Here is an 11,520-nt window from a genome sequence, read left to right as displayed (position 1 = left end):
CCGATGGGGCCGTTCCGCTGCTTGCCGATGATCACTTCGCCGATGCCCTTTTCGGTGGTGTCCTGGTTATAGACCTCGTCCCGATACAGGAACATGATCACGTCGGCGTCCTGCTCGATACCGCCCGATTCGCGCAAATCTGCCATGCGGGGCCGCTTGTCATCGCGATTCTCGACGCTGCGGTTGAGCTGGGAGAGCGCGATGACGGGAACTTCGAGCTCCTTCGCCAGCGACTTCATACCGCGCGAAATCATCGCGATTTCGTTGGTCCGATTCTCCTTGAACCCCGGCACCTGCATGAGCTGCAGGTAATCGACCAGGATCAGTCCGAGTTCGATGCCGTTCGGATACTGCTCATTGCGGGTGTTGTTCAGCTCGCGCTTCAGGCGGCGAGCACGGGAGCGCAATTCATTCGGCGATAGCTGACCGTCGTCGTCAATGTAGATCGGCGCGCGTTCCAGCAACGTCATGGCCGAATGGATCTTGTCCCAGTCCTCATCGGTGAGCGAGCCACTGCGCAGGCGCTCCTGGTTGACCCGTCCAAAGGAGGAAATCATGCGCATCATCAGCTGATCGCCCGGCATTTCCAGGCTGAACACGACCACGGCTTTTGGGTTCTGGGTATCGGTGGCAACCGCCTCGGCGATGTTCATCGCGAAGCTGGTCTTCCCCATGGAGGGGCGGCCGGCGACGATCACCAGATCGCCCGGGTGCAAGCCGGTGGTTTTCTTGTCGAGGTCCACGAGCCCGGTGGTGGTTCCTGCCAGGCTACCGGCGACGAGCTTTTCAATGCGCTCGACCACATCACCGAGAAACTCGGCGCCGGCGCGCGGACCCGAGGTCGTCCGCCGCGTGGATTCGGCGATGTCCAGCACCCGGCGTTCGGCCTCGTCCAGCAACTCGGACGCCGGCCGGCCTTCCGGGGCGAACCCCATGTCGGTGATGTCGGTACCGACCTTGACCAGTCGCCGGTAGACCGCTCGTTCGCGGACAATATCTGCGTAGGCAGCAATATTCGCCGCGCTGCCGACATCGTTTGCCAGCGTGCCCAGGTAGGCCAGGCCGCCCGCATCCTCCAGGCCGCCGACACCTTGCAAACACTCGGACACCGTGACCACGTCGCGTGGACGATCGGTATTGGCCAGCGTCTCGATCGCCTGGTAGATCAACCGGTGATCCTTGCGATAGAAATCGTCCTGCTGCACCCGGCCGGCAATGCGGTCCCAGGCATCGTCCTGCAGCATCAGACCACCGAGCACGGCCTGCTCGGCTTCCTGCGAATATGGGGGGAGTCGTTGATCCACGCGCGTAGTGTACCCGCTGCAAATGACGGCGCTAAAACGAAAACGGCCGACGCAAGCGCCGGCCGTTTTGCGATGGTATCGAGTCCGATTACTCGGCTTCGATCACCACGGTCACCGTGGCTTCCATCGTGGCGTAGAGATGAACCAGCACATCGTGCTCACCCACCGACCGGATCGGCCCGTCGGGCATCACGACTTCGCCCTTGTCGACGGTGACACCGGCTTCGGTGATCGCGTCGGCAATCTCCCGCGGACCGATGGAGCCGTACAGCTTGCCCTCTTCCGACGCGCGACTGGTCAGGGTCAACGAACCCAGACCCGCCAGCGCTTCGGCGCGCGCCTTGGCAGCGGCCTCAGAATCGGCTGCCTTCTTCAGCAGTTCGGCCTTGCGTGCCTCGAACACCGCTGCGTTGTCCTTGGTGGCTCGCAACGCCTTGCCCTGAGGCAATAGGTAGTTGCGGCCGTAACCCGGCTTCACACGAACGGTGTCGCCGAGATCACCCAGGTTCTGGATTCGATCCAGCAGAATGACTTCCATCGTTGCGCTCCTATTCGTGCTGGTCGGTGTACGGCAACAGCGCAAGGAAACGGGCGCGCTTGACGGCGGCGGCCAGCTGGCGCTGGTAGCGAACCTTGGTGCCGGTGATGCGGCTCGGGACGATCTTGCCGTTGTCCGAGACGAATTGCTTCAGCAACGCGAGATCCTTGTAATCGATCTCTTCGATGCCTTCAGATGTAAATTTGCAGACGCGCTTGCGACGGCTGAAACGTGCCATGTCGAGTCTCCTTATGCAGCCTTATCGGCGTCGTCGTCACTGGATTCCGCTTCTTCGCTCGGCTTGGCAGCCGGCTTGGACTCGGACTTGTTGGAATCGGACTTGTCGTCATCAGAGTCCTTGACCAGCTGCGAGGCACCGGTCGGCGCGCCTTCCGTGCGCAGGGTCATGTGACGGATGATGGCGTCGTTGAAGCGGAAGATGCCTTCCAGTTCCTCGATCGCTTCGCGGCTGCATTCCACGTTCAGCATGGCGTAGTGCGCCTTGTGAACCTTGGCAATGGTGTAGGCCAGCTGACGACGGCCCCAGTCTTCCACGCGATGGACCTTACCACCGGCGTTCTCAATCGTGCCGCGATAACGATCCAGCATCGCAGACACTTGCTCGCTCTGGTCCGGATGGACCAGAAAGACTATTTCATAGTGTCGCATTGTGACTCCTTATGGATGTACCTGACGCCCGATTCGCCACTCGGAGAGTACGGACAGGCAGGTGAACAGCCTCCCGGCGCAGACACGCGGTGAGGCAAGGATGCCCGCGAATTCGCGGGGGCGCGGATTCTACGGTTAAACGCTATGCTCGCGCAATGCGGCGTTGCCGAACGGCTTCAAACAGCGCCACCGCCCCGGCGGCCGACACGTTCAGGCTTTCCACCCCCGAGGCCATGGGCAATTTCCAAAGTCCGTCGCAGCGATCACGGGTCAGACGTCGCAATCCGCTCGCCTCGGCGCCCAGAATCAACGCCACGGCGCCTGTGAGATCAGCCTCGTAGACATCACCGTCGGCATCACCAGCCAGCCCATGAATCCAGACACCGCGCTCACGCAGCCGGTCCAGGGCTCGGGCAAGATTGCCCACACGCACGAACATCACCCGCTCAGCCGCACCAGCGGCGGTCTTGCGCACGACGGGCGTCAGCGAGGCGCTGCGATCAGATGGGGTGATGACCGCATCGACCCCGGCCGCCGCCGCGCTTCGCAGCAGAGCACCGAGATTGTGGGGGTCCTGCACCTGATCCAGCACCAGCAACAACGGAGGACGCGAGAGCCCGTCAAGAAAATCCAATAGCGCGGCGAGATCGGCCGGCGGACGCGGCTCAACCTCGGCCACGACGCCCTGATGCCGAATGCCGGCGCTGCGCTCATCCAGGCCCGGCCGATCGACCATGCGCACAGCCCGACCCGCGCGTTGCGCAGCTGCGCGCAGTTGTTGCACTCGCGCGTCATCGCGGCCCTGCTGAATCCAGATCGCGGTGATGCGCTGTGGGTCGCGCTCCAGCATGGCTTCTACCGCGTGCCAGCCACAAATCACTTCACTCATGCCGACAACTCGAAAACTTGGCGGACAAAAACAAGACGGGGGCCGCGATGGCCCCCGCCTGACGTACTACCGCGCGATTATGCCCCGAGGTAGGGCGGCGGCGTGTAAGCCTGCTGCTCCTGCCCTTCGATAATGGGCTTGATCACGATGTCCACGCGTCGGTTGCGACGTTGGCCATCCTTGGTGCTGTTGTCGGAGACAGGCTCGGATTCGCCCCGCCCTTCGGTCAGCAGGCGGGCGGTGTTCAGCCCATTGGAGGTCAACGCAGAGGCCACCGAGGCTGCACGGCGCTCGGACAAGCCCTGGTTGTACGAATCCGACCCCGTGCTGTCTGTGTGCCCAACCACGTGAATGATGGTTTTGTCGTAGTCCTTGAGAATGGCCGCGATCTTCGCGTAGGTCGCCTGTGCGCTGGACTTGATCGCTGCGCTATCGAAATCAAACGTCGCATCGGAGGCAATCCCGACCTTCAATGCGTCGCCACTCAACCGCGTAATGTTGAGTTCGCCACGAGCACGCTCGGCCGCCAGTTCACGTTCGAGTTCAGCGGCCTGCTTGTCCTGGTAGTGACCTGCCGCACCACCGGCCAGCGCGCCCACGGCGGCACCGATGTAGCGACCCTTGTCGCCATCGACCTGATGCCCGGCGACTGCGCCGACCAACGCGCCAATCGCCGCGCCAGTCTTTGCACGGCGGTTCGGGTCATCTGTCGCACAGCCTGCGACGAGCACCGCGGATGCCACGCCCATACTGAGGGCCAAATTCCGAATTCCATTGTGTTGCCGTGTATTCATCTCAGCTCCTTGTTTTCCCAGACCGGGCTTCCACCGGCTCAAAATCAATCTTGCGCTCGTCGAGATCCACCCGCACGACCTTGACGGCCATGCGGTCCGAAAGGCGATACATCCGGCCCGTTCGCTCCCCACGCAAGCGGTGATACTTGGATTCGAAATGATAGTAGTCGTTCCGTAGCTGGCTCACATGAACAAGGCCGGTGACCGCCAGATCGTCGATTTCGATGAACAGACCGAAGGACGTGACGCCAACCACCATGCCCTCGAAGACATCACCCACGCGTTCGAGCATGAACTCGCATTTCAGCCAGTCCATGACATCGCGGGTCGCCTCGTCAGCGCGGCGTTCGGTGCCGGAACAATGCGCACCTGCCTGGGTCATCTCCTCTGCGCTGTAGCTGTGCGCCCCGGTTGTCTTGCCCTTGGCCAACTGCTTGAGGCCGCGGTGGACCACCAGGTCCGGATAACGCCGAATCGGTGAGGTGTAGTGCGCATACCGCTCCAATGCCAACCCGAAATGGCCCTGGTTCTCGGGCTGATAAACCGCCTGCGCCATGGAACGCAGCAACACGGTCTGGATCAGGCGCGCATTCGGCCGATCGGAGACCTCGTCGATCAGCCGCGAGAAATGCTGCGCCTCCGGTTTCTGTCCGCCGCCAACCCCAAGGCCCCATTCGGCCAGAAACGCACGCAGATCTTCCAGGCGGTCCGCTGGCGGGTGTTCGTGCACGCGATATAGCGTGGGTTGCTTCGCCGCCTCCAGCGCCTTAGCCGCCTGCACGTTCGCGGCGATCATGCACTCCTCGATCATCTTGTGCGCGACGTTGCGCACCACCGGCACGACCCGTTCGATCTTGCGGTCGCGGCCGAACACGATGCGCGTTTCCGACGACTCGAAATCGATCGCGCCCCGCGCATCGCGGGCCGCGCGTAGCGCTTCGTACAGGTCGTGCAGGGCCGTCAGCTGCGGCATCAGCTTGGCGCGCTCACTGTTCTTTGCGGCCGCCTCGTCCGCCAGCAGATCCGCGACCTCGTCATAGGTCAGGCGTGCATGCGAACGCATCACGCCCTCGAAGAAGCGGCCGCGGCGCACCTCTCCCTTGCGCGTCACCCTCAGTTCACAGACCAGACAGAGACGATCCACATGCGGATTCAGTGAGCAGAGCCCGTTGGACAGGATCTCCGGCAGCATCGGAATCACCCGCTCCGGGAAGTAAACCGACGTACCGCGCTTGTAGGCTTCCTGGTCCAGCGGCGAGCCGGGCTGCACGTAGGCCGACACGTCGGCAATGGCGACGTAAAGCTTCCAACCACCCATGGTCGGTTTGGCGTAAACCGCATCGTCGAAGTCACGGGCATCCGCGCCATCGATCGTGACCAGCGGCAGATTGCGAAGATCCTCGCGGCCCGCCTTGTCCTGCTCACTGACTTCGGCCGATAGCTCCGCGATCTGCTCCTCCACCTCTGTCGGCCATTCGTAGGGAATCGAATGCGACCGCATGGCGATATCGATTTCCATGCCTGGAGCCATGTGATTGCCGAGCAGTTCCTTCACCCGGCCGATCGGCTTACCCCCGCGGCTCGGCTGCTCGATCAGCTCCACCGTCACAATCTGACCGTGACTTGCTCCCGCCAGATCGTCCGTGCTGACCAGGATGTCCTGGGCGATGCGGCTGTTATCGGGCACGACGAAACACACGCCCCGCTCGATCATCAGACGGCCGACGACGGCCTCGTTGCCACGCTCCAGCACGTCGACCACCGAACCTTCCTTGCGGCCACGTCGATCCTCACCGGTAATGCGCACCAGCGCGCGATCACCGTGCAGTAGTTGCCGCATTTCACGCGGACTGAGAAAGATGTCCTCCCCGCCCGCGTCAGGCTTGAGAAAGCCGAATCCGTCGCGATGACCGATGACCCGCCCCGGCACCAGATCCATGCTCTTGGGCAGCCCCAGAGCTCCGCGCCGATTCTCCACTAGCTGACCGTCGCGAATCATTGCGCCGATGCGATGCGACAAGCCCGTCTGGGCCTGCTCGTCCTCGGCCAGACCGAAGTGCCGAATCAACGATTGACGATTCATCGGCCGCCCGTGCTCGGTCAGCGTTTCGAGAATGAATTGCCGGCTGGGCACCGGTGAATCGTAGCGCTGCTGCTCTCGCTCAAACGCGGGATCTTTCGCGGCCCAGTCTTTACTACGCTGCTTTTTGCTCATGTTCCTGAGTCCTTGGAATCAGGCGTTGACAAGCTCAACGCCCACAGATAATCTCCGCCGCCGCTTGCCGAGGTGGCGGAATTGGTAGACGCGCTGGCTTCAGGTGCCAGTGGGGGAAACCCCGTGGAGGTTCAAGTCCTCTCCTCGGCACCATCGCTCCCGGGTCATCCCCGATCCGGCGATGGTGCTCGGCAAGCAATGTTTTGCAGCACGCTCGAGTTGTTCGCGATAGTGCCCCGGGCTTAGGTAAGCCTGTCGGGACGTCCTGAACACCGAGATACTCGGCCCGCGCGAATGCCGCGGGCCCGCATCGTATCACCCCAGTGGATGACGACGGACGATGGTCTGGGTCCGGTCCGGTCCGGTCGACACCAGATCGATCGGCGTGCCGACCAGCTCTTCGATACGCTTGAGGAACGCCTGCGCGGCCGCCGGCAGCGCCTCGAAGGTGCTGACACCCACCGTGGATTGACGCCAGCCCGGCATCGATTCATAGACCGGCTCGCAGTCTGCCAGGGCTTCTGCGCCGACCGGCAGGTGGTCGACCAGTTCCCCGTCGCGCCGATAGCCGGTGCAGATCGAAATGCTCTCCATCTCGTCCAGCACGTCGAGTTTGGTCACGCAGAGCCCGCTGATGCTGTTGTAGATCGCAGCTCGGCGCAGCGCCACGGCATCGAACCAGCCGCAACGCCGCGGCCGGCCTGTGGTTGCCCCGAACTCAGCGCCGCGCGCCGCAATGGCCTGACCGACATCATCGAACAGCTCGGTCGGAAACGGTCCGGCCCCCACACGCGTCGCATAGGCCTTGACGATGCCCAGTACGTAGTCGATCTGCCGCGGACCGATGCCCGAGCCCGTGCAGGCCCCACCGGCGGTGGTGTTGCTCGACGTGACGTAGGGGTAGGTGCCGTGATCCACATCCAGCAACGAGCCCTGCGCGCCCTCGAACAGCACGTTCTCGCCAGCTGCACAGGTGTCGTGCAGATAACGGGTGACATCACCCACCATCGGCCCGATGCGTTCGGCATAGGCGAGCTGCTGGTCAAGAATCGCCTGAAAATCATGTGCGGGCTCGTTGAAGTAACGGGTCAGCACAAAATTGTGGAAATCGAGCATTTCGCCCAGTTTCGCCGCCAGCCGCTCGCGGTGGAACAAATCGTCGACCCGCACGGCGCGCCGGGCCACCTTGTCTTCGTAAGCGGGGCCGATTCCGCGCCCCGTGGTCCCGATCTTGGCGGAGCCGCGGGCTTTTTCGCGGGCCAGATCCAAGGCCTTATGAGTGGGCAGAATCAGCGGACAGGATGGACTGATCATCAGCCGCTGCTCGGCAGGCACATCGCGACCCGCGAGCATGTCGAGCTCTTCAATCAGCGCGTCAGCTGCGATCACCACGCCGTTGCCGATCAGGCAATGGACATCATCCCGCAGGATGCCGGACGGAATCAGGTGCAGGACCGTCTTCTCGCCATCGATAACCAACGTGTGTCCGGCGTTGTGACCACCCTGAAAGCGCGCCACGGCGGCGCAGCGATCAGTTAGCCAGTCGACAATCTTGCCTTTGCCTTCGTCACCCCATTGGGCGCCGATTACAACCAGATTACGACCTCGGGTCATCGATGGCTCCATGTTGAACGGTCCAGACAGTATCTATGAGTGCCAGATGGCGATTGTGTTCGGGGAACGCCTGCCCCGGCAGTGCTTGCACAACAATCTCACCGGCCGTGCGCAGTTCGTGTACGCGAGCGTGCAGTGCGGCATCGTCAGCCACCGGCGCAAGAATCACCGAAGCCTGCGCTGCCGCCCGGTTGGCCACACGCGTGAGTACATTCAGATCGGAGGAGAATCCAGTCGCGGGTCGCCCGCGCCCAAACGCCTCGCCGACATAGTCGTATCGCCCCCCGCGTGCCAGCTCGCGACCGTGCTCCTCGACGAACGCCGCGAAAACAACGCCGGTGTGGTAGTGATAGCCGCGCAATTCAGCCAGATCGACATGCACCGCCAGTGCGGGCGTCTGCGCCTGCAGCCAGTCGCATAGCGCCGTCAGTTCATCCAGCGCCGCGTCGATGGCCGGCGACACGCCCTCCAGCTGGGAGCGCGCCGTGGCGAGCACGGCCGGCGTGCCGTTCAGACGCATCAGCACACCGAGCTGATCGGCCAGCGCGTCACCGATACGAGGGCGCATCCACTCGAGGTCAGGCAGCGACTTACGCTGCAGCACATCGAACACGTCGGCTTCCAGTTCGGGCGCTAGGCCCGCCGGCGCGAGCAGGGCACGCACGACACCGACATGCCCAAGATCCAGATGGAAGCCATCAATGCCCGCCGTCCGCAGGGTCGCCACCATCAGCGAGAGCACTTCACGATCGCTCTCTGCGCCCGCATGTCCAAACAGTTCAACGCCAATCTGCCGGAGCGCGCGTGAGCTGGCTGCCACCCCGGGGCGCGCACGCAGCGCGGTACCGGTGTAGCACAGGCGCGCCGGCGAATCGGCCATGATGCGATTCGCGTCGATTCGGGCGATCTGCGGCGTCATGTCGGCGCGCAACCCCATGAGCCGACCATTGTTCTGGTCCGTCAACTTGAAGGTTTGCACATCCAGCTCACGGCCCGCGCCCGTCAGCAGCGACTCGATGTATTCGATCAGCGGAGGCAGCACGAATGCGTAGCCCCACGAACGGTATAGATCGATCAATTCTCGGCGCAGGGTTTCCAGCACCCAGGCGTCCGGGGCCAGCACTTCCTCGACGCCGTCCGGCAAGGTCCAGGCGTGGTAGGTCATCGCATCCATTGCAGCAAGCAAAGCCCGGCGATCATCGCGATCAACCCGGCGGTTCGTAACGTGCGGTCATCAGCGGCGGCGACTCTTGCCAGCAGCAACCGCCACTGCGTCGGCGAGATAAACGGCATCATGCCCTCGATGATGAGCACCAGCGCCACTGCGTTGGCGATGTCCTGCCACATCTTGCGAGCCTCGCTGCCTAATCGCGCGGGTACAAACGGACGGCTAGCGTCCGTCTGACCCGTTCTTGAAGTAGCGGAACAACTCGCTATCGGGCTCAAGTACCAGGATGTCGGTGCGATCCTGGAAGCCGGTACGGTAAACATCGAGGCTGCGGTAGAAGTTGTAGAACTCCGTATCCTGCCCGTAGACGTTGGCATAAATCGCCGCCGACTCCGCGTCCCCCTCGCCCTTCAGTTCTTCGGCCTCGCGGTAGGCTTCGGCGAGCAGTACCTGGCGCTCGCGTTCCGCCGCTGCGCGAATCTTCTCGGCTTCCTCGGCGCCGCGCGCACGGAAGTCAGAGGCGACACGCTGGCGTTCGGAGCGCATGCGGTTGTAGACCGAATCGCTGACGTCGTCAGGCAAGTCGATCCGCTTGATCCGCACGTCGACCAGGTCGATGCCGAACTCGGCGATCTTCTCCGCCGCGTTGGCTTCCATGGACCGCATGATGTCGTTGCGCTCGCCGGACACCGCCTGACGGATCGTCCGGTTACCGAACTCGTCACGCAGCCCCTGGTTGATGATCGAGGACAGGCGGGACAAGGCGTTGGACTCCAGCCCGCTGGTGGCGCGGTAGAACTGCGCCACGTCAGCGATGCGCCACTTCACGTAGAAGTCGACCTTCACATTCTTCTTTTCGAGCGTGAGGTATTCCTCGGCATCGGCATCCAGCGTCAGCACGCGCGAATCGAAGGCGCGCACGTTCTGAACCAGCGGCAGCTTGAAATGCAGGCCGGGCTCGCTGTCGGCGCGCTTGATCTGACCCAACTGGAAGACCAGCACCTTCTCGCGCTGATCAACGACGAACACCGAGTCCAGTGCCAGGAATGCGGCCAGCAAAACGATGACCAGCAGAAACAGTTGCTTACCAGACATTAGCGGCGCCCCCGTGAACGGCTGTCTTCATAGGTCGACCGATAGGGTGTCGAGCCCGAGGAGTTCGACGAATCGTTACCAGCGCCGTTGTTGCGATCACTTTGGCGACGGGATTCAACGGCCCCCATCGACTGCATCATCTGATCCAGCGGCAGATACATCAGCGAATTGCCAGCCTTGGAATCGATCATGATCTTGCTAGTGCTGCCGAGCACATCGTTCATCGTGTCGAGGTACAGGCGATCACGCGTAATCTCGGGCGCCTGCCGGTACTCGGTCAGCAACGCACGAAACCGCGCCGTCTCACCCTGGGCCTCGGCGACCACACTCTCGCGGTAACCCTGTGCACGCTCGACGTCGCGTGCGGCGGTACCGCGAGCTCGGGGCAGGATGTCATTGGCGTAGGCCTGAGCCTCGTTGATCAGGCGCTCCTGATCCTCGCGGGCCTTGATCGCATCGGCAAACGCGCCCTGCACCGCTTGTGGCGCGGTGGCCTCTTCCAGGTTGACCTCCGTCACCAGAAGCCCGGCGTCGTAGCTGTCGATGGTTTCCTGCAGCAGTTCCTTGGTCCGCGCCGCGACAGCCTCGCGACCCGCCGTCAGGATGAAGTCCATGTCCGACTTGCCCACGACTTCGCGGATAGCCGACTTGGTCGCTTCCTTCAGCGTCCGGACCGGGTCACGCACATTGAACAGGTACTCCTCGGCAGAGCGCACGCGGTACTGCACCTGCAAGCTGACGTCGACGATATTCTCGTCCTGCGTCAGCATCGAAGCCCGCTCGGTCAACGCGTTCACCGAAGTCACGTTCACACGCTCAACGGATTGGATAGGCGTCGGCACATGCCAGCGCAATCCAGGATCGGTGGTTGCCACGTACTGGCCGAACTGCAGCACGACACCTCGCTGCTGCTCGTCGACCACGTAAAAGCCGGACAACAGCCAGATAGCGACCACGCCGGCGACGGCCAGCGGCAGCAAGCCCTTGATCAGCTTTCCGCCACCGCCGCCACCTCCGCTCCCGCCCGGCCCTTTGCCGGAGAAGCGTTCGCGTAGTTTCTTAAGCATTTCATCGAGATCGGGCGGCCCCTGATTAGGGCCGCGTCGGCCCCATGGGTCCTGCCCGTTATTGCCGGGCTCATTCCAAGCCATGAAGGTCTCCGGTGGAGTGCATGGTGAGGGTCTGTTGCGAATCCCCACACCGAGCTGTGGTGATTCGCACCAGACCCTTCGGT

General features: G+C 62.9%; 12 protein-coding genes and 1 tRNA gene. 1 reads left to right on the top strand and 12 read right to left on the bottom strand.

The features are described from left to right. From dnaB to rnr, 7 genes are all read right to left on the bottom strand, one after another. Window positions 1–1,244 (bottom strand): replicative DNA helicase (gene dnaB, locus ACE1EY_RS14095; RefSeq protein ID WP_370300462.1); only part of this gene is annotated, 1,244 nt, incomplete at its 3' end. A gap of 148 nt (window positions 1,245–1,392) precedes the next feature. Continuing rightward, window positions 1,393–1,842: a 50S ribosomal protein L9 gene (gene rplI / locus ACE1EY_RS14090; RefSeq protein ID WP_370300461.1), complete on the bottom strand. Its 450-nt coding sequence runs from the start codon at window positions 1,840–1,842 to the stop codon at window positions 1,393–1,395. A gap of 10 nt (window positions 1,843–1,852) precedes the next feature. After that, window positions 1,853–2,080 carry a 30S ribosomal protein S18 gene (gene rpsR / locus ACE1EY_RS14085; protein WP_291513123.1) on the bottom strand — a complete coding sequence of 76 codons (228 nt, stop codon included), beginning with the start codon at window positions 2,078–2,080 and terminating at the stop codon, window positions 1,853–1,855. An 11-nt stretch (window positions 2,081–2,091) separates the two neighbouring features. Beyond that, a complete protein-coding gene (rpsF, locus tag ACE1EY_RS14080; RefSeq protein ID WP_291513124.1) occupies window positions 2,092–2,511 on the bottom strand; it encodes a 30S ribosomal protein S6 in 420 nt (139 codons plus the stop codon). 142 nt (window positions 2,512–2,653) lie between these two features. After that, window positions 2,654–3,400, bottom strand: a complete 747-nt coding sequence (gene rlmB / locus ACE1EY_RS14075) for a 23S rRNA (guanosine(2251)-2'-O)-methyltransferase RlmB (RefSeq protein WP_291513125.1) — start codon at window positions 3,398–3,400, stop codon at window positions 2,654–2,656. 77 nt (window positions 3,401–3,477) lie between these two features. Further along, entirely contained in the window at window positions 3,478–4,161 is a 684-nt protein-coding gene (locus tag ACE1EY_RS14070) for an OmpA family protein (protein ID WP_370300460.1), read from the bottom strand. Between the two features lie 34 nt (window positions 4,162–4,195). Continuing rightward, window positions 4,196–6,409, bottom strand: coding sequence for a ribonuclease R (rnr, locus tag ACE1EY_RS14065; protein ID WP_291513127.1), 2,214 nt, complete (start codon window positions 6,407–6,409; stop codon window positions 4,196–4,198). Between the two features lie 66 nt (window positions 6,410–6,475). Between rnr and ACE1EY_RS14060 the strand changes: the two genes are divergently transcribed. Continuing rightward, window positions 6,476–6,562: transfer RNA gene (locus ACE1EY_RS14060), tRNA-Leu, on the top strand. Between the two features lie 162 nt (window positions 6,563–6,724). Here the strand turns inward: ACE1EY_RS14060 and ACE1EY_RS14055 are convergent. Genes ACE1EY_RS14055 through hflK form a run of 5 tightly spaced genes read right to left on the bottom strand, consistent with a single transcriptional unit; the run spans window position 6,725 to window position 11,437 of the window. Further along, complete coding sequence (locus ACE1EY_RS14055) at window positions 6,725–8,023, bottom strand: adenylosuccinate synthase (RefSeq protein ID WP_291513128.1); 1,299 nt, start codon at window positions 8,021–8,023, stop codon at window positions 6,725–6,727. After that, on the bottom strand, window positions 8,007–9,188 hold the full coding sequence (locus ACE1EY_RS14050; RefSeq protein WP_370300459.1) for an ATP phosphoribosyltransferase regulatory subunit: 1,182 nt from the start codon (window positions 9,186–9,188) through the stop codon (window positions 8,007–8,009). The genes ACE1EY_RS14055 and ACE1EY_RS14050 overlap by 17 nt, the downstream gene beginning before the upstream one ends. Then, window positions 9,185–9,370: a DUF2065 domain-containing protein gene (locus ACE1EY_RS14045; protein ID WP_291513130.1), complete on the bottom strand. Its 186-nt coding sequence runs from the start codon at window positions 9,368–9,370 to the stop codon at window positions 9,185–9,187. The genes ACE1EY_RS14050 and ACE1EY_RS14045 overlap by 4 nt, the downstream gene beginning before the upstream one ends. A 43-nt stretch (window positions 9,371–9,413) precedes the next feature. Beyond that, the gene (gene hflC, locus ACE1EY_RS14040; protein WP_291513131.1) at window positions 9,414–10,286 is read right to left on the bottom strand and encodes a protease modulator HflC; all 873 of its coding nucleotides are present in this window, start codon (window positions 10,284–10,286) and stop codon (window positions 9,414–9,416) included. Further along, on the bottom strand, window positions 10,286–11,437 hold the full coding sequence (gene hflK / locus ACE1EY_RS14035) for an FtsH protease activity modulator HflK (RefSeq protein ID WP_370300458.1): 1,152 nt from the start codon (window positions 11,435–11,437) through the stop codon (window positions 10,286–10,288). Before hflK ends, hflC begins: the two co-directional genes overlap by 1 nt. Window positions 11,438–11,520 lie beyond the last annotated feature (83 nt).

It is taken from the genome of Abyssibacter sp. (assembly GCF_964229365.1).
Classification (GTDB): domain Bacteria; phylum Pseudomonadota; class Gammaproteobacteria; order Nevskiales; family OUC007; genus Abyssibacter.
This window is presented reverse-complemented; position numbering and strand designations above follow the sequence as displayed.

Excerpts from the sequence above, each read along its gene's own strand:
- rplI (WP_370300461.1), bottom strand. The coding sequence starts at position 1,842 with ATGGAAGTCATTCTGCTGGATCGAATCCAGAACCTGGGTGATCTCGGC.
- rpsR (WP_291513123.1), bottom strand. The coding sequence starts at position 2,080 with ATGGCACGTTTCAGCCGTCGCAAGCGCGTCTGCAAATTTACATCTGAA.
- rpsF (WP_291513124.1), bottom strand. The coding sequence starts at position 2,511 with ATGCGACACTATGAAATAGTCTTTCTGGTCCATCCGGACCAGAGCGAG.
- rlmB (WP_291513125.1), bottom strand. The coding sequence starts at position 3,400 with ATGAGTGAAGTGATTTGTGGCTGGCACGCGGTAGAAGCCATGCTGGAG.
- rnr (WP_291513127.1), bottom strand. The coding sequence starts at position 6,409 with ATGAGCAAAAAGCAGCGTAGTAAAGACTGGGCCGCGAAAGATCCCGCG.
- ACE1EY_RS14055 (WP_291513128.1), bottom strand. The coding sequence starts at position 8,023 with ATGACCCGAGGTCGTAATCTGGTTGTAATCGGCGCCCAATGGGGTGAC.
- ACE1EY_RS14050 (WP_370300459.1), bottom strand. The coding sequence starts at position 9,188 with ATGACCTACCACGCCTGGACCTTGCCGGACGGCGTCGAGGAAGTGCTG.
- ACE1EY_RS14045 (WP_291513130.1), bottom strand. The coding sequence starts at position 9,370 with ATGTGGCAGGACATCGCCAACGCAGTGGCGCTGGTGCTCATCATCGAG.
- hflC (WP_291513131.1), bottom strand. The coding sequence starts at position 10,286 with ATGTCTGGTAAGCAACTGTTTCTGCTGGTCATCGTTTTGCTGGCCGCA.
- hflK (WP_370300458.1), bottom strand. The coding sequence starts at position 11,437 with ATGGCTTGGAATGAGCCCGGCAATAACGGGCAGGACCCATGGGGCCGA.